Annotated in this window: 21 protein-coding genes; 11 read left to right on the forward strand and 10 right to left on the reverse strand. The window is 70.0% G+C overall.

Annotation, left to right across the window (positions count from 1 at the left end):
* The first annotated feature begins 4 nt into the window (after positions 1 to 4).
* From AU194_RS04650 to AU194_RS04660, 3 genes are read left to right on the forward strand one after another with little or no spacing between them, the layout of a single operon-like run.
* Positions 5 to 697, forward strand: a complete 693-nt coding sequence (locus tag AU194_RS04650) for an HAD family hydrolase (RefSeq protein ID WP_059088063.1) — start codon at positions 5 to 7, stop codon at positions 695 to 697.
* A 7-nt stretch (positions 698 to 704) separates the two neighbouring features.
* Positions 705 to 1,163 carry a nitroreductase family deazaflavin-dependent oxidoreductase gene (locus AU194_RS04655; protein ID WP_059088064.1) on the forward strand — a complete coding sequence of 153 codons (459 nt, stop codon included), beginning with the start codon at positions 705 to 707 and terminating at the stop codon, positions 1,161 to 1,163.
* An 11-nt stretch (positions 1,164 to 1,174) separates the two neighbouring features.
* A complete protein-coding gene (locus AU194_RS04660; protein ID WP_059088065.1) occupies positions 1,175 to 2,086 on the forward strand; it encodes a 1,4-dihydroxy-2-naphthoyl-CoA synthase in 912 nt (303 codons plus the stop codon).
* Here AU194_RS04660 and AU194_RS04665 read toward each other — a convergent pair.
* Entirely contained in the window at positions 2,077 to 3,081 is a 1,005-nt protein-coding gene (locus AU194_RS04665; protein ID WP_059088066.1) for an AraC family transcriptional regulator, read from the reverse strand. The genes AU194_RS04660 and AU194_RS04665 overlap by 10 nt on opposite strands.
* Positions 3,082 to 3,114: 33 nt before the next feature.
* On the opposite strand from AU194_RS04665, the gene AU194_RS04670 reads away from it, so the two are divergent.
* The gene (locus tag AU194_RS04670; RefSeq protein WP_059088067.1) at positions 3,115 to 4,116 is read left to right on the forward strand and encodes an SDR family NAD(P)-dependent oxidoreductase; all 1,002 of its coding nucleotides are present in this window, start codon (positions 3,115 to 3,117) and stop codon (positions 4,114 to 4,116) included.
* Here AU194_RS04670 and AU194_RS04675 read toward each other — a convergent pair.
* Positions 4,113 to 4,955: an SDR family oxidoreductase gene (locus AU194_RS04675; protein ID WP_059088068.1), complete on the reverse strand. Its 843-nt coding sequence runs from the start codon at positions 4,953 to 4,955 to the stop codon at positions 4,113 to 4,115. The two genes, AU194_RS04670 and AU194_RS04675, sit on opposite strands and share 4 nt — an antisense overlap.
* 82 nt (positions 4,956 to 5,037) lie before the next feature.
* On the opposite strand from AU194_RS04675, the gene AU194_RS04680 reads away from it, so the two are divergent.
* The 3 genes from AU194_RS04680 (at position 5,038) to AU194_RS04690 (ending at position 6,966) form a co-directional block, all read left to right on the forward strand.
* Positions 5,038 to 5,631, forward strand: a complete 594-nt coding sequence (locus AU194_RS04680; protein ID WP_059088069.1) for a TetR/AcrR family transcriptional regulator — start codon at positions 5,038 to 5,040, stop codon at positions 5,629 to 5,631.
* 66 nt (positions 5,632 to 5,697) lie between these two features.
* Entirely contained in the window at positions 5,698 to 6,573 is an 876-nt protein-coding gene (locus AU194_RS04685) for an SDR family oxidoreductase (RefSeq protein ID WP_059088070.1), read from the forward strand.
* Between the two features lie 21 nt (positions 6,574 to 6,594).
* Entirely contained in the window at positions 6,595 to 6,966 is a 372-nt protein-coding gene (locus AU194_RS04690) for a VOC family protein (RefSeq protein WP_059088071.1), read from the forward strand.
* On the opposite strand, the gene AU194_RS04695 is transcribed toward AU194_RS04690, so the two are convergent.
* From AU194_RS04695 to AU194_RS04705, 3 genes are read right to left on the reverse strand one after another with little or no spacing between them, the layout of a single operon-like run.
* Positions 6,963 to 7,247: a DUF3349 domain-containing protein gene (locus AU194_RS04695; protein WP_059088106.1), complete on the reverse strand. Its 285-nt coding sequence runs from the start codon at positions 7,245 to 7,247 to the stop codon at positions 6,963 to 6,965. The genes AU194_RS04690 and AU194_RS04695 overlap by 4 nt on opposite strands.
* Positions 7,248 to 7,279: 32 nt before the next feature.
* Positions 7,280 to 7,558, reverse strand: coding sequence for a hypothetical protein (locus tag AU194_RS04700; protein WP_059088072.1), 279 nt, complete (start codon positions 7,556 to 7,558; stop codon positions 7,280 to 7,282).
* A 30-nt stretch (positions 7,559 to 7,588) separates the two neighbouring features.
* On the reverse strand, positions 7,589 to 8,824 hold the full coding sequence (locus tag AU194_RS04705; RefSeq protein WP_059088073.1) for an inorganic phosphate transporter: 1,236 nt from the start codon (positions 8,822 to 8,824) through the stop codon (positions 7,589 to 7,591).
* 215 nt (positions 8,825 to 9,039) lie between these two features.
* On the opposite strand from AU194_RS04705, the gene AU194_RS04710 reads away from it, so the two are divergent.
* From AU194_RS04710 to AU194_RS04720, 3 genes are read left to right on the forward strand one after another with little or no spacing between them, the layout of a single operon-like run.
* Positions 9,040 to 9,342: a DUF3349 domain-containing protein gene (locus tag AU194_RS04710; protein ID WP_157575897.1), complete on the forward strand. Its 303-nt coding sequence runs from the start codon at positions 9,040 to 9,042 to the stop codon at positions 9,340 to 9,342.
* 47 nt (positions 9,343 to 9,389) lie between these two features.
* Positions 9,390 to 10,487, forward strand: coding sequence for an o-succinylbenzoate--CoA ligase (gene menE / locus AU194_RS04715; protein ID WP_369804024.1), 1,098 nt, complete (start codon positions 9,390 to 9,392; stop codon positions 10,485 to 10,487).
* A gap of 7 nt (positions 10,488 to 10,494) precedes the next feature.
* Entirely contained in the window at positions 10,495 to 11,109 is a 615-nt protein-coding gene (locus AU194_RS04720) for an MSMEG_1061 family FMN-dependent PPOX-type flavoprotein (protein ID WP_059088074.1), read from the forward strand.
* Here AU194_RS04720 and AU194_RS04725 read toward each other — a convergent pair.
* Positions 11,106 to 11,537 (reverse strand): hypothetical protein, encoded by a 432-nt coding sequence (locus tag AU194_RS04725; RefSeq protein ID WP_059088075.1) that lies wholly within the window; start codon positions 11,535 to 11,537, stop codon positions 11,106 to 11,108. The genes AU194_RS04720 and AU194_RS04725 overlap by 4 nt on opposite strands.
* A 2-nt stretch (positions 11,538 to 11,539) precedes the next feature.
* Positions 11,540 to 12,076 carry a DUF2231 domain-containing protein gene (locus AU194_RS04730; RefSeq protein ID WP_231743167.1) on the reverse strand — a complete coding sequence of 179 codons (537 nt, stop codon included), beginning with the start codon at positions 12,074 to 12,076 and terminating at the stop codon, positions 11,540 to 11,542.
* Between the two features lie 106 nt (positions 12,077 to 12,182).
* Here AU194_RS04730 and AU194_RS04735 point away from each other — a divergent pair, with 106 nt between their 5' ends.
* Positions 12,183 to 12,869, forward strand: a complete 687-nt coding sequence (locus AU194_RS04735; protein ID WP_059088077.1) for a metalloregulator ArsR/SmtB family transcription factor — start codon at positions 12,183 to 12,185, stop codon at positions 12,867 to 12,869.
* A 9-nt stretch (positions 12,870 to 12,878) separates the two neighbouring features.
* Here the strand turns inward: AU194_RS04735 and AU194_RS04740 are convergent, their stop codons facing one another.
* From AU194_RS04740 to AU194_RS04750, 3 genes are all read right to left on the reverse strand, one after another.
* A complete protein-coding gene (locus AU194_RS04740) occupies positions 12,879 to 13,763 on the reverse strand; it encodes a universal stress protein (protein WP_059088078.1) in 885 nt (294 codons plus the stop codon).
* 72 nt (positions 13,764 to 13,835) lie between these two features.
* Positions 13,836 to 14,291, reverse strand: a complete 456-nt coding sequence (gene cynS, locus AU194_RS04745) for a cyanase (RefSeq protein WP_059088079.1) — start codon at positions 14,289 to 14,291, stop codon at positions 13,836 to 13,838.
* Positions 14,288 to 15,142: a formate/nitrite transporter family protein gene (locus tag AU194_RS04750; RefSeq protein ID WP_059088080.1), complete on the reverse strand. Its 855-nt coding sequence runs from the start codon at positions 15,140 to 15,142 to the stop codon at positions 14,288 to 14,290. Before AU194_RS04750 ends, cynS begins: the two co-directional genes overlap by 4 nt.
* Positions 15,143 to 15,159: the final 17 nt, after the last annotated feature.

Below are 15,159 nucleotides of genomic sequence, written 5' to 3' on the forward strand. Positions count from 1 at the left end.
CACCATGGTCGGGATGACGGTACGCGCGGCGCTCTTCGACTTCTCCGGGACCCTCTTCCGCCTCGAAGAGGACGACAGCTGGTTCACCGGTATGGAGGTGCACAACCGGGAGATCGACGGCCACGTGCAGGCCGAACTCCTGCGCCGACTCACCCAACCGACCGGACGCACCGTCAAGATGACCCCCGAAGCCGACCACGCATGGGTCAACCGCGACCTCGAACCGCATCTGCACCGCGAGGCGTACCTGCACGTGCTGCGCGAATCGGGGCTGGCCGACCAGCACGCCGAACAGCTCTACCGCCGCGTGATCGACCCGGCCTGCTGGACCCCCTACCCCGACACCGCCGACGTGCTGACCGCGCTGCACCGGCAGGGCATCAAAACCGCGGTGGTGTCCAACATCGCGTTCGACGTGCGGCCGGCGTTCGCGGCGATCGGCGCCGACACCGCCGTCGACGAGTTCGTGCTGTCCTTCGAGGTCGGCGCCACCAAACCGGCAGCCGAGATCTTCACCGCCGCCCTGACCCGGCTCGGCGTCGACGCCGCCGACGCGGTGATGGTCGGCGACAGCGACGAGGCCGACGGCGGCGCACGTGCGGTCGGCTGCCAGTTCGTGCTCGTCGACCCGCTGCCCACTGCCGAGCGGCCCACGGGGTTGCGGGACGCGCTCACCGCTGTCGGAGTCGAACTCTAGGAGGCATATGGCCGAGGAACGCATCCGCCCGCCGTGGTGGCTGAAACCGCTGAACAAGGTAGTCATCGCCACGGCGAAAGTGGGTCTGCCGATCTTCGGGAAAGAGGGGCCGCTGATCCTGACCGTCACCGGCCGCAAATCCGGTCAGCCGCGGTCGACCCCCATCACCCCGATGTTCGTCGACGGGAAACGCTATGTGGTGGGCGGCTTTCCGGGCGCGGACTGGGTCCGCAACGCGCGCGCCAACCCCGACGTCACGCTGACCCAGAACCGCCGCAGCGAGCAGGTGCGCATGGTCGAGCTGTCCGCCGAGGAGGCGCGGCCGCTGCTGCGGCAGTTCCCCACGCTGGTGCCGACCGGCGTCGACTTCATGAAGAACGCCGGACTGGTCACCGAGGCCACCCCCGATGAGTTCGAAGCCCTCGCCGGCCGCTGCGCCGTCTTCCGGTTCGACGCCATCGCGTAGGTTCTCCAGCCATGAGCGACAACCCGTTCGACCCGTCGGTCTGGCAGCCGGTGCCGGGGTTCGACCTGACCGACATCACCTACCACCGCCACGTCGTCGACGGCGTCCCGCAGCCGACGGTGCGGGTGGCGTTCGACCGCCCCGAGGTGCGCAACGCGTTCCGTCCGCACACCGTCGACGAGCTCTACCGCGTCCTCGACCACGCCCGGATGTCCTCGGACGTCGGCGTCGTCCTGCTGACCGGTAACGGTCCGTCGCCCAAGGACGGCGGCTGGGCGTTCTGCTCGGGCGGCGACCAGCGCATCCGCGGGCGCACCGGCTACCAGTACGCCTCCGGTGAGACGGCCGACACCGTCGACGCCGCACGCGCCGGACGGCTGCACATCCTCGAGGTGCAGCGGTTGATCCGGTTCATGCCGAAGGTCGTCATCTGCCTGGTCAACGGGTGGGCCGCAGGCGGCGGGCACAGCCTGCACGTCACCTGCGACCTCACGCTGGCCAGCCGTCAGCACGCCCGGTTCAAGCAGACCGACGCCGACGTCGGCAGCTTCGACGGCGGCTTCGGCAGCGCGTACCTGGCACGCCAGACCGGCCAGAAGTTCGGCCGTGAGATCTTCTTCCTCGGCCGCGCGTACGACGCCGAGACCATGCACCAGATGGGGGCCGTCAACGCCGTCGTCGACCACGCCGAGCTGGAGTCCGAGGCGCTGCAGTGGGCCGCGGAGATCAACGGCAAGTCGCCGCAGGCGATCCGGATGCTGAAGTTCTCGTTCAACCTCATCGACGACGGGCTGGTGGGTCAGCAGGTGTTCGCCGGGGAGGCGACGCGGTTGGCGTACATGACCGACGAGGCCGTCGAGGGCCGGGACGCGTTCCTGGAGAAGCGCGATCCGGATTGGAGCGCGTTCCCCCGCTACTTCTGACGCGGCGATCTGTGCACGATTTCGCGCGGTGAGCGCGCGTTTTCGTGCACAAATCGCTCAGCGGGGGTGACGCTCGCCCGGTAGTTCAGCGGCGACACCCCGACCGCCCGCTTGAACGCCGTGCTGAACGCGCTCTCGGAGGTGTAGCCGAGCTCGACGGCCAACGGCCCTATCCGTACGTCACCGTCGCGCAGTGCGCGCTGCGCGAGCCGCATCCGCCACGCGCTGAGGTAGGCCAGCGGCGGGGACCCGGCCACGTCGCGGAACCGCTCGGCGAACGCGGTGCGTGACATCGTCGCGGCGCGGGCCAACTCGTCGAGCCGCCATTGCCGTCCGGGATCGGTGTGCATCAGGGACACCGCTGCCCGCAGTCGGTCGTCGGTGAGCAGTCGCAGCCAGCCCGGGGGAAGCTCATCGGCCTGGGCGAGGTGTGCCCGCAGGACCGTGAGGACCAGCAACTGGGCGTGCTGGTTGACCGCGAAGTCCGCGCCGACCCGCCGGGCGGTGGCCTCCTCCCAGATGCGTTCCAGGGTCTCGCGAAGGTGCATGGCATCGGTGGCTGACGCCCGCACGTGGACCGCCGGCGGCAGCCCGGCCGCCAGCAGTTCCACCCCCGCCCTGTTCGCGTCGATGTGTCCGCCGATGACGACGTCGTCGTCGCCGTCGTCGATGCGCACGAACGTGTTCGGTTCGGTCAGCGTGAGCTGCCTGACCGGCTCCGCCGGCCCACCCCGCAACGTCGCCCACGACCGGCGGTTGAGCACCACCACGTCGCCGGTCTCGATGTCGATCGGGCCGCGCACGCCGTCGGCCGTCAGTGTGGCGCGGCCGGCCACCACGGCGATGAACTTCAGCGGGGACGACAGTTCGAAACGCGTCGACCAGGCGCCCGCGACCCCGAAGCCCCCGGAGATCACACTGTGCACCTCGACCAACCGCAGGACGTCGGAGAGCTGATCCGTACTGTCGCGCAGAAAACGCGGACTCATGCTCATGCGAAGTCCCCGACCGCCGTTGTTATTCCGGGCATGACACACAAACAGCACCCCCTTGGCTCCGAATTCACCGCCGCGAACACCGCCGACGACGTCCTCGAAGGCATCGATCTGTCCGGCCGCACCGCCATCGTCACCGCAGGCCACGTCGGCCTGGGGCGCGAAACCACCCGGGCGTTGAGCGCGGCGGGCGCCACCGTGCTCGTCGGCTCGCGCGATCCCCGGCGTGCCGCGGCGGCCGTCGCCGGCATCGACCGCGCCGAGGTCGGCGAACTCGACCTACTCGACCCGGGCTCGGTGGAGGCGTTCGCCGCGCGCTACCTCGACTCGGGGCGGCCTCTACACATGCTCATCAACAACGCCGGGATCATGGGCAGCCCACTGACACGGGACGCCCGCGGCTACGAATCCCAGTTCGCCACCAACCACCTCGGTCATTTCCAGCTCACCCGGGCCCTGCTGCCTGCGCTGCGGTCGGCCGGCGGCGCCCGGGTGGTGGGCCTCTCGTCGTGGGGGCATCATCTGTCCGACATCCGCTGGGACGATCCGCATTTCGAGAGCGGATCGTATGACGGCATGGTCGGCTACGGCCAGTCCAAGACCGCCAACGTCTTGTTCGCGGTCGAACTGGACCGCCGCTTCGCCGATGACGGCATCCGCGGGTACGCCCTGCATCCCGGCGGGATCTTCGGGACGAACCTCGCCCCGTGGCTGACCGAAAGCGATTGGCAGGCCATGGGTCTCATCGACGATGCCGGAGCGCCGGTCATCGACCCCGACCGCGACATGAAGACACCGCAACAAGGCGCATCGACGACGGTGTGGGCAGCGACGAGCCCGTCGCTGGCCGACATCGGCGGCGTGTATCTACAGAACAACGACATCGCCCCGCTGGAGGACGTCACCGAGCCCATCAGTATCGAGTTCGGGAGCGGTCCGGTCGAGATGACCGTCGGCGTCACCCGCTACGCCGTCGACCCCGAAGCTGCGCAACGCCTCTGGGACCTCAGCGAGAAGCTGCTCGCCGACTCCTAGTCCCGCGAGATGCTCGTCGCCAGCGCCCGCTCCCGCCACGGTGCGAGCTCGGCCGCGTCGGTGGCGACGCGGCCCTCGGTCGCCGCGACCGCGTCGGGTCCGACCGGAAGCCGGGTGGGGGGAGCCCCCGCGGCCACCACGTCGTAGAGGAGCGCGGCGAGCTTGTCCGGGTCACCGTCCTGGGTCTGGTCCATCTCGTCGAACTGCGCGACCTGCTCGTGTGCGGGCGTGCCCGCGTAGTCGTCGATGGTGCCGTGCTCCTCTGCGATCCACACCGTCGACGCTGCGAGGAAGTCGGTCCGGAACGCTCCGGGTTCGATCGCCAGCACCGAGATGCCGAGCGGGGCGAGGTCGTGGCGGAGGCCTGCGGTCAGGCCCTCGACGGCGAACTTGGTCGCGTTGTACATCGACGACGCGGGGAACCCGATGACACCGGCCGTCGAGCTGAGGTTGACGATGGTCCCCGACCGCTGAGCGCGCAGCGTCGGCAGCGTGGCGCGGATGACGTCGATGGTGCCGAACACGTTCAGCTCGAACTGATCTCGAATCTGCTTGTCGCTCATCTCCTCCAGCGCGCCGGCGAGGGCCCGGCCCGCATTGTTGACGACGACGTCGATGCGGCCGAATCGGTCGACGGCGGCCGTGACGGCGGCGCGGACCGCGGCTGGGTCGGTGACGTCGAGCGGCAGCGCGAGCAGCTTCTCGCTGGCGCCGAGCGCGGCGACGACGGTCTGAGGGTTCCGAGCCGTTGCGACGACCGCGTCTCCCTGCGCCAGCGCATACCGCGCGATCGCCGCGCCCAACCCCCGCGAAGTTCCGGTGATGAACCAGACGTCCATGACAGCTCCAATGTTAGTGGTCTCTTACATCCCAATGTAAGAGACCACTAACTTCGCGTCAAACCAGTGCTACTACTAAGGGGTGCCGCGCAGCAGCTATCACCACGGCGACCTGCGGCCCGCGCTGGTGGAGGCGGGCCTGGACATGGTCGCCGAGCGGGGAATGGAAGCGTTGTCCGTGGCGGAGGCCGCCAAGCGCGTCGGCGTGAGCGCCGCGGCGCCGTACCGGCACTTCCCCAACCGCAGGGCGTTCCTCGCCGCGGTCGTCACCGCCGCCGCACGTGAATTCGACGCGGAAGTGCGCGCCGCCATCGGAACGGGGGACGCACTCGAGCAGATGGAGGCGACCGCCCGGACCTACGTCAGGTTCGTCGCCCGTCGCCGGATCGGGTGGGACGCCATCTACGGCCACGACGTGAGCGATGTCCTGGATCCGGACCAGCGAGATGCGATGCGCTCGCTCAGCGATGCGTTCCTCGTTCCGGCACTCGCGGTGACCGGTGGCGATACCCGCGCCGCGCTACGCCTCGTCGAACACGAGATCGCCGCCGCGCACGGCTACGCCAGCCTGTTCGTGGCCGGCATGTTCGAGCCCAAGTATCCGAAGGTCGACCGCGCCGCCGCACAGGCCGCGTCGATCACCCGCACCCTCGCCGAAGCCGCCCGTCCCCGGTGATTTGTGCACGATTACGCGCGCTCACCGCTCGGAATCGTGCACAAATCGCTCACCTAGACTCCCTGGGTGAGCAAGAACCCGCTGCGCCGCCTGTCCGACACCCTCATGTTGACCAGCATGCGGCCCTCGATGGCCGAGCAGTTCCTGCAGCCCCGCGCCGACATCGACCTGGCCGGGAAACGGATCCTGCTGACCGGCGCATCGTCGGGGATCGGGGAGGCGGCCGCCGAGAAGTTCGCCCGCCGCGGCGCCACCGTCATCGCGGTCGCGCGCCGGCAGGACCTGCTCGACGCGCTCGTCGGACGGATCACCGCCGCGGGCGGCGAGGCCACCGCCCGCGCCTGCGACCTGTCCGACCTCGACGCCGTCGACGAGCTGGTGGCCGAGGTGACCGACCGGTTCGGCGGGGTCGACATCCTGATCAACAACGCGGGCAAGTCGATTCGCCGCCCGATCGCCGAATCGTTGGACCGCTGGCACGACGTCGAACGCACGATGACGCTCAACTACTACTCCCCGCTGCGGCTGATCCGCGGGCTCGCGCCGGCCATGCTCGAGCGCGGGGAGGGCCACATCGTCAACGTCGCGACGTGGGGGGTGTTCAGCGAGGCGTCGCCGCTGTTCGGGGTCTACGTCGCCTCGAAGGCGGCGCTGTCGGCGGTCAGCCGGGTCATCGAGACCGAATGGGCCGACAAGGGTGTGCACTCGACGACGCTGTACTACCCGCTGGTGAAGACCCCGATGATCGCGCCGACGCGGGCCTATGACCGGGTGCCGGGGCTGAGTTCGCAGGAGGCGGCCGACTGGATGATCGCCGCGGCACGGCACCGCCCGGTGCGCATCGCACCGCGGATGGCGGTCACCGCGCGGGCCGTCGACTCGCTGGCGCCGACGTGGTTCAACGCGATCGTCAAGCGGCAGCAGTTCCAGCCCGGCGCCTGAGCGCCGTGGTAGACACGGCCCATGGAAATCCTGGCCAGCCGGATGCTGCTGCGGCCGGCGGACTATGACGCGTCGCTGCGGTTCTACCGCGACGGGCTCGGGCTGGCGATCGCCCGTGAGTACGCCGGCGGCACCGTGTTCTACGCCGGCCAGTCACTCATCGAGCTGGCCGCCCACGGCGGTCCGGACGCCGGCGGAACGGTGTGGCTGCAGGTCCGCGACATCCACGCCGCCCAGGACGAGCTGCGTGGGCGCGGCGTCGCGATCGCGCGCGAGGCGAAGCAGGAACCGTGGGGGCTCTACGAGATGCACGTGCGCGACCCCGACGGCGTCACGCTGATCGTCGTTCAAGTGCCCGACAATCACCCGTTGCGGCGCGACACCCGCGGTTAGCGCACCGGCGAGGCCAGCGGCCAGCCCACCGACGCCAACCGCGCGGCGACCTGATGCACCTCTTCGGGGTTGGGTTCCTTGTCGATGAGGTCGTGCACCGCGGCGCGGATCTCGTCCTCGGTGACGGTGTCGGAATCGGTCGAGCGCAGCACCGACTGCGCGGCCTTGACGACCTCTTCCTCGGTCAGCGAGCGCTTCAGCAGGGCCAGCAGCGGGAAGTAGTCCTTCGGCGGTACGCCCTGCGGATAGCCGTCGCGCAGCCACGTCAGCACCTTGTCCATGACGCCGGCGTTCTCAGTCGTCAACGCCACCCTCACTTCGCGAACGGGAACAGGTTGATGCCGAGCTGGTGTTCGATCGTCGAGCGGGTGATCCAGAGCAGCCCGATCAGGATCACCGCGCCGACGAGCGTGAACAGCGCCACGCCGAGGGCTTTCAGCGCCGGGTTGGGGGCCTGGGCGGCGCCGTCGGCGTCGGGGTCACCCGCGCCGGCGGAGTAGGCGACCAGACCGCACGCGAACAGTGCGGGCAGTCCCGCGCCGAGGATCAGGCCGACGGCCAGCACCCGCAGGATGCTCTCGAGGTGAACCATGTCCGGTGTCCTTCAGTCGTGTCGTTCGGGTCAGACGGCCGCGACGTCGCGGGGCGCTTCGCGGACCTCGGCGGGCACCACGGAGTTGCTGTCGTCGTCCCAGTCGGCGTTGACGTTGCGGTGGTCGACCTTCTGCTGCTGGGCGCGCCACCACAGTCCGAAGGAGACGCCGACGAGGATCAGGAAGATCAACCCGTCGCCGACCAGCTGGGTGGTCATGCCCGCGACCGAGTGGGACAGCCAGAAGGCCAGCGCGCCGACGAGGCCAGCGGCGGGCAGCGTGATCAGCCAGGCGACGGCCATCCGGCCTGCCACGGCCCAGCGCACCTGCGCGCCCGGCTTGCCGACGCCGCTGCCGAGGATCGATCCGGTCGCGACGTGGGTGGTGGACAGCGCCATACCCGCGGCGCTTGAGCTGAGGATGATCGCGGCCGATGACGCCTCGGCGGCCAGGCCCTGCGGGGACTCGATCTCGACCAGACCCTTGCCGAGGGTGCGGATGACGCGCCAGCCGCCGAGGTAGGTGCCCAGGCCGATGGCCAGCGCGCAGCTGGCGATGATCCAGAACGGCAGGCCCTGCTCCTTGACGTCCCCGGTCAGGTGGCCGGTGGTGATCAGGGCGAGCGCGATGACACCCATCGTCTTCTGCGCGTCGTTGGTGCCGTGGGACAGCGCGACCAGCGACGCCGTGGCGATCTGACCCCAGCGGAAGCCGGTCTCACGCTGTTTGCGCGCCACCTTGCGGGTGATGCGGTAGACGATCCAGGTGCCGCAGCCGGCGACCAGACCGGCGATGACCGGTGCGGCGATCGCGGGGATCAGCACCTTCTGGGTGACGCCGGTCCAGTTGACCCCGGACAGCCCGATGGCGGCCAGACCGGCGCCGATCAAGCCGCCGAACAGGGCGTGCGAGGAGCTCGACGGGATGCCGAACAGCCAGGTCAGCAGATTCCACAGGATGCCGCCGATGAGGCCGGCGAAGATGATGGTCAGCCCGGTGGACGCGTCGATGTTCGGCAGCAGGGATCCGGTGTCGCCGTCCTGGATCTTGAGCACCGAGGTGGTGACGGTGACGGCCACTTCCACCGACAGGAATGCGCCGACCAGGTTGAGGATGCCCGCGAGCGTGACCGCCGTCTTGGGCTTCAGCGCGCCGGTTGCGATCGACGTGGCCATCGCGTTTCCGGTGTCGTGGAAACCGTTGGTGAAGTCGAAAGCCAGTGCCGTCGCGATGAGCAGCACCAAGATGATCAACTCGGAACTCACGAGTCCTCATTCTGCTGTGCCATGCCCTCCGTAACCAAAATTAGGGCGCGGCGAATTCCCGCGTGTCCTGGGCTTTTGCCGGCAAAACGGGGTTGTTCACCAAGTGTTCATCCAGCGTGCGCCCGCCGTTGGTCCAGGGCGGCGGCAGGCCGCCGCGGCTACCATCGACTGCCTGCGGGCACACGGTCGCCTCCGTGCCCGGGAAAGTGATGTCAGTGCCCAACTTCCTAGCCAGGATCGTCGCGTGGATCACCGCCGGTTACCCCGAGGGCGTTCCGGGGCCGGACCGGGTGCCGCTGCTCGCGTTGCTGCGCAGGCGGTTGACCGACGAGGAGGTCACGGCGGTGGCGCTGGCGCTCGATGAGACCGGCGAGTTCGACCACGTCGACATCGCGGTGCTGATCACCTCGATCACCGATGACCTGCCGACCCCGGCCGACATCGAGCGGGTGCGGGCGAGGCTCGCGGCGCGGGACTGGCCGGTCGATGACCGGGACGACCCGGAGGAGGACCGATAGCCGTCCTGCGCGCCCTCGCCGTACCGGCAGGCGGTGCGGCGCTCGAGATCCTGCCCGCGGTCGAGGACATGGTGTCCGGCCGGGGCCCGGCGGTCCTGCCGATTCCGGCCGAGGACGCCGGGCACGCCGGGCGGGTGGCCGAGGCGCTGCGCGTCGGGGCGCCGATCGACGACGACGTCGCCGTGGTGGTGCCGACGTCGGGCACCACCGGCACCCCGAAGGGGGCGATGCTCACCGCGGCGGCGCGCACGGCGAGCGCGCACGCCACCCACACCCGCCTCGGCGGGCCGGGCCGCTGGCTGCTCGCGCTGCCCGCCCACCACATCGCCGGCCTGCAGGTGCTCGTGCGCGGCGTCGTCGCCGGCGAGCCGCCGGTGGCGATCCCGGCGAGTTTCGAACCGCGCGAGCTGGTGGCGGCGGTGGCCGGGATGGGTGCGGGACGGCGATACGTGTCGCTGGTCAGCGTGCAACTCGACAAGGTGTTGCGCGATCCGGCGGCCGCCGCGGCGCTGGCGACGTTCGACGCGGTGCTGATCGGCGGCGGCCCGATGCCCGCCGGTCTCGCCGAAAGAGCCGCTGCCGCAGGGGTTTCGGTGGTGCGCACCTACGGGATGAGCGAGACCGCAGGCGGGTGTGTCTACGACGGGGTGGCCCTGGACGGGGTGCGGGTGCGGCTCGACGACGCGCGGATCCTGCTCGGCGGGCCGACGCTGGCGAAGGGCTACCGCAACCCCGTCGACCCCGATCCGTTCGCCGAACCCGGATGGTTCCGCACCGACGACGTCGGCGCCCTCGACGGCGGGGTGCTGCGAGTGCTGGGCCGCGTGGACGACGCGATCAGCACCGGTGGGCTGACGGTGATGCCGCCGATCGTCGAGGCGGTGCTGTCCCGGCACCCGGCGATCGCCGACTGCGTGGTGTTCGGGGTGCCCGACGAGCGCCTGGGACAGCGGGTGGTGGCCGCGATCGTGGCGGCCGAGGGGGCGGCGGCGCCCACGGTGGCGCAGTTGCGTGCGCACGTCGCGGCCGAACTCGACGCGACCGCGGCGCCGCGCGAGGTGCACGTGCTGGACGCGCTGCCGCGCAAGGGCATCGGCAAGGTGGACCGAAACGCGTTGCGCGCACGGTTCGGAACACCGGCATGATGACGGTATGCGCCGAGAAGTGACGTCCGTCGACGAACTGCGGGAGATCGTCGGCCATCCGAACAGCTACGTGGCCAACAAGGTCAGCCCGCGCCTGTCGTCGATCCACCAGGACTGGCTGCGCGCCGCGTCCCTGGGTTTCGTGGCGACGACCGACGCCGACGGTCACCTCGACGTTTCCCCCAAGGGGGACCCGGCCGGCTTCGTGCACATCATCGACGACCGCACGATCGCGATCCCGGAGCGGCCGGGCAACAAACGGGTCGACGGGTACCTCAACGTGCTGGAGCGTCCGCGCGTCGGCACCGTGTTCGTGATCCCCGGCCGCGGCGACACCCTCCGCGTCAACGGCAGCGCCCGCGTGCTGGCCGACGCGGACTACTTCGACGCGATGGTGGTGGCGGGCAAGCGGCCGATCCTCGCGCTAGAGATCAGCGTCGAAGAGGTGTTCTTCCACTGCGCCAAGGCTTTTCTGCGCTCGAACGCGTGGAAGCCGGAGGCCTGGCGTCCGGATGCGGTGCCCAGCGTCGCGCAGTTGGCCAAGTCCTTCAAACCGGATCTGAGCGAGGCCGAACTCGACGAGTACTACGCCGAGGACAACCTGCGGCGGATGCTCTACTAGCCGCCGATCTCGAGGATCGCCAGCAACGCGAGCACCACGGTGACGACGGCCAGGACGCCGTGGGCGAGCACCACCGCGACGGGGAAGGACCGCTCGGGGGCGTCGGCCGGCCCGGATGCGCCCGCGCCGACGAGTTGAGTGTGGTTGCGGTGCACCGGCCACCAGCGCAGCACCATCGCGACGCCGAGCGCCGCCACCGGGATGAGCAGGGCCAGCGCGACCCAGCCGACCGGGTGGTTGTCGGTGAACACGTATCCGATCCACAGCACGAGGCCCAGCGCCGCGAAAGCGAAGTGGCCGAACACCATTGGCGGGGGCAAGTGGGTTCTCGTGCGGTCGCGGTGGCCGCCGCCGCTCACCCATTTGGCGAGCATGAACGCGCCGCCACCCGCGGTCAGGATCCAGGCGATCAGTGACGCGATACCCATCGTTACCTCCCGGTGTCGGTGATTCGACTCCCCCCGAAGCCCTCGGCCTGTGTGGATTCGCCGGCGACCCGCACGCCATAGCGGTAGGACAACATCCCGCCCAGGTAGCCCGAGACCGCGAGCACGGCGAACCCGAGTACGGACAACGCGAGCGGCCCGATGCCGACCGCCTCCTGCTGCGGATAGTCCGTGTGCCGCCAGGCGAATCCGACGGCGTAGAGCGCGGTGACGGTCAGGTTGAGCGCCATGTGCAGCAACCCGACCCGGTGCGCGCGGGTGCCCGAAGGGATCGCGAGCAGATCGAGGAAGCCGACCGTCGCGGCCGCCAGCGCACCGAGCACCCCGATCGCGATCAGCCACTGCGCACCCTGGGCGAGCGCGGCCGGTTCGTTGACCAGATGGGATGCGATGTCGAAGCAGAGGGTGGCCGCCCATGCGCCGATCGGGACCGTGACGAGGATCGGGTGGAAGGGGTGCCCGTAGGGACCGGCCAGCAGCGCGCTCACGGGTTGCTTGGCCTGCTCGAGCGGTGTGTCCACGACCACCTCCCACATCGCTGTGGTTTGGACAATCAATTTTGGTCTTATTCGGACGATTCGGTCAAGAGTGGGTTTCACCCAACTTTGTTGGCGATATCGTGAACCCGTGGACCACGAGGGCCGCAGCATCCGCGCGATCGCGGCGCTGGGCGACGACATCCGGCGACGGCTGTACGCCTTCGCCCGCGACGAACGCCGCCCGGTGAGCCGCGACGAAGCCGCGTCCGCCGTCGGCATCTCCCGGAAGCTGGCCGCGTTCCACCTCGACAAGCTCGTCGACGTCGGCCTGCTGCACTTCCGCTTCTCGCAGAACGAGGCGCGTGTCGGCCGCCCACCGAAGATGTACGCGCCCGCCGACGCTGACTTCGCGGTGAGCATTCCGCCGCGCAGACCCGATCTGATGGCCGACGTCCTGGCCCGGGCGGTGCTCGCCGAGGGCGGGCCCACTTCGGTGCGCGACGCCGCGGTGCGGTTGGCCCGCGAGCGTGGGGCGGCCGCGGTGAGCGCGACCACCCGACCGCGGGGCGGACGCGTCGGCGCCGAGCGCGCGCTGCGCCTGACCGAGGACATGCTCGTCGGGTACGGGTTCGAACCGTACCGCACTCACGGTGCGTGTATCCGGTTGCGCAACTGCCCCTTTCACCCGCTTGCCCGCGAACTGCCCGAGCTGGTCTGCCGACTCAACCACGCCTTCGTGGCCGGTGCGCTCGACGGCCTGGGCACCGATGCCGTCGAGGCCGTGCTGTCCGCCGCCGCCGGGGAATGCTGCGTGGAGGTGCGGCCCGCCCGGTGAGGCCGGCGGTCAAGACCCGCGGGCGACGATCACCGGGATACGCGCGGCCTGCACCACCTCGGAACTGACCGACCCGAGCAGCATGCCGGCGAACCCGCCGCGGCCGTGGCTGCCCACCACGAGCAGCTGCGCCGACTCCGCCTGCTGCAGCAGCTGCCGCGCCGGGCGGTCGCGCACCAGCACCTTGCGCACCGTGACGTCGGGATAGGTCTCGCAGTACCCGGCGAGGCATTCGGCGATGATGCGCTCACCGCGGTCGGTGTAGTCGACCCACTTGATGTCGGGGAACTCGTAATCGACGTCGTTCCAGGCGTGCACGGCGACCAGGTCGACGCCGCGCCGCGCCGCCTCGTCGAACGCGATGGCGATGGCCCGCTCGGCGGCCTCGGAGCCGTCGACGCCGACCACCACCGGCGCCTGGTCCGGGTGATCGACCAGCGGATCCTCGTCGTGAACGACCGCGACCGGGCAGTGCGCGTGGTGGACGACGGCCGAGCTCACCGACCCCAGCAGACGCCTGCCCCAGGCGCCGAGGCCGCGGCTGCCGACCACGACCATGTCGGCGTCCTTGGACATGTCGACCAGCGTGGCGATCGCCTGCCCGGAGATGACCTGCCGCACCACCGTGAGGCGCCCGCCCTCGGCGGCCCGCTCGGCGATCTCCTCGGCGCGCGCCATCACCTGCTCGCTGCGCTCGCTCTGCCACCTCAGGTACTCGTTGGGGGCGGGCACCTCGATCCACATCCGGAGATCCTTGGGCGCGGTCACGTGAACCAGCGTCAGCGGCACGGCACGGCGGGCGGCGGTGCGGGCCGCCCAGTCGACGGCGACGTAGCCGGGCGCGGAGCCGTCGGCACCGACGACGATGCCGTTGAGCGTTGTGGGCGAAGGCATTCGCTCAGGCTACGGACGCGCGGCGGCCGCCGGGGCCGGGCGATGGTCCTCGAGACGAGGGACCAAAGTCCCTCACTCCTCGGCGGCGGTCCAGTCGTACGGCAGGAACTTGCCGTCCAGGGTGACGACCACGCGATCGCCAGCGGGATGGGGCTTACGCACGACGTCGATGCTGAAGTTGATCGCGCTCATGATGCCGTCGCCGAACTCCTCGTGGATGAGTTCCTTGATGGCGCCGCCGTAGACCTGCAGCACCTCGTAGAAGCGGTAGATGGTCGGGTCGGTGGGTACGGCGGTGGGCAGCCCACCGCGCATCGGCACCGCCGCCAGCAGCGCCACCGACGACTCGTCCAGCCCGAGCAGGTCGACGATGACCTTGCCCTGTTCGAAGGGGATCGGATGCTGGCCGAGCAGTGCGGCGATCGTCCACATCACCGGCCGGTCGATGGCATCGGCGAGTTGTTGCCACGTCAGCTGTTTGGCGATCCGCGCCGCGGTGATGTCGGCGGTGAGCTCGTCGCGGGTCATGCGCGCGCCTCGGCCGCCAGCGTGAACTCCTCGGGCGAGACCGGGCGGTTGCGCTCACCGCCGGTGCGGGCGTGGGTGGCGTAGAGCGCCAGCCCGACGAACACCAGCCCGCCGACGAGATTGCCGACGACCGTGGGGATCTCGTTCCACAGCAGGTAGTCCATGACCGAGAAGTCGCCGCCGAGCATCAGCCCGGACGGGAACAGGAACATGTTGACCACCGAGTGTTCGAACCCCATGTAGAAGAACAGCATGATCGGCATCCACATCCCGATCACCTTGCCCGACACCGACGTCGACATCATCGCCGCCACCACGCCGGTGGAGACCATCCAGTTGCACAGCACGCCGCGCAGGAACAGCGTCAGCATGCCCGCCGCGCCGTGGTCGGCATAGCCGACGGTGCGGCTCGCGCCGATCTCACCGAGCCGCTGCCCCACCTCGTTGGGGTCCACCGAGAACCCGTAGGTGAAGATCACCGCCATCATCAACGCGACGGTGAGTGCCCCCGCGAAGTTGCCGAGGAACACCAGCCCCCAGTTGCGCGCCACCGCCCGCGGGGTGACACCGCGGCGACGGTCCAGCAGTGCCAGCGGCACCAGCGTGAAAACGCCGGTGAGCAAATCGAATCCGAGGAGGTACAGCAGGCAGAACCCGACCGGGAACAGCAACGCGCCGACAAGGGCGTTGCCCGTCTGCACCGTCACGGTCACCGCGAACGCCGCGGCCAGCGCGAGGATCGCCCCCGCCATGTACGCGCGGATCACGGTGTCGCGGGTCGACATGAACGCCTTCTTCTCGCCAGCGTCGACCATCGTGGTGACGAACTGCGCTGGATTCACATACGACATGGGTCGTAGCTTGACCA

This window comes from Mycobacterium sp. GA-2829 (assembly GCF_001499965.1).
GTDB lineage: Bacteria > Actinomycetota > Actinomycetes > Mycobacteriales > Mycobacteriaceae > Mycobacterium.

Bases quoted from the DNA above. Each gene is read 5' to 3' on its own strand.
- AU194_RS04650 (WP_059088063.1), top strand. From the start codon at position 5: ATGGTCGGGATGACGGTACGCGCGGCGCTCTTCGACTTCTCCGGGACC.
- AU194_RS04655 (WP_059088064.1), top strand. From the start codon at position 705: ATGGCCGAGGAACGCATCCGCCCGCCGTGGTGGCTGAAACCGCTGAAC.
- AU194_RS04660 (WP_059088065.1), top strand. From the start codon at position 1,175: ATGAGCGACAACCCGTTCGACCCGTCGGTCTGGCAGCCGGTGCCGGGG.
- AU194_RS04665 (WP_059088066.1), bottom strand. From the start codon at position 3,081: ATGAGCATGAGTCCGCGTTTTCTGCGCGACAGTACGGATCAGCTCTCC.
- AU194_RS04670 (WP_059088067.1), top strand. From the start codon at position 3,115: ATGACACACAAACAGCACCCCCTTGGCTCCGAATTCACCGCCGCGAAC.
- AU194_RS04675 (WP_059088068.1), bottom strand. From the start codon at position 4,955: ATGGACGTCTGGTTCATCACCGGAACTTCGCGGGGGTTGGGCGCGGCG.
- AU194_RS04690 (WP_059088071.1), top strand. From the start codon at position 6,595: ATGGAAATCCTGGCCAGCCGGATGCTGCTGCGGCCGGCGGACTATGAC.
- AU194_RS04695 (WP_059088106.1), bottom strand. From the start codon at position 7,247: ATGGACAAGGTGCTGACGTGGCTGCGCGACGGCTATCCGCAGGGCGTA.
- AU194_RS04700 (WP_059088072.1), bottom strand. From the start codon at position 7,558: ATGGTTCACCTCGAGAGCATCCTGCGGGTGCTGGCCGTCGGCCTGATC.
- AU194_RS04720 (WP_059088074.1), top strand. From the start codon at position 10,495: ATGCGCCGAGAAGTGACGTCCGTCGACGAACTGCGGGAGATCGTCGGC.
- AU194_RS04725 (WP_059088075.1), bottom strand. From the start codon at position 11,537: ATGGGTATCGCGTCACTGATCGCCTGGATCCTGACCGCGGGTGGCGGC.
- AU194_RS04740 (WP_059088078.1), bottom strand. From the start codon at position 13,763: ATGCCTTCGCCCACAACGCTCAACGGCATCGTCGTCGGTGCCGACGGC.
- cynS (WP_059088079.1), bottom strand. From the start codon at position 14,291: ATGACCCGCGACGAGCTCACCGCCGACATCACCGCGGCGCGGATCGCC.
- AU194_RS04750 (WP_059088080.1), bottom strand. From the start codon at position 15,142: ATGTCGTATGTGAATCCAGCGCAGTTCGTCACCACGATGGTCGACGCT.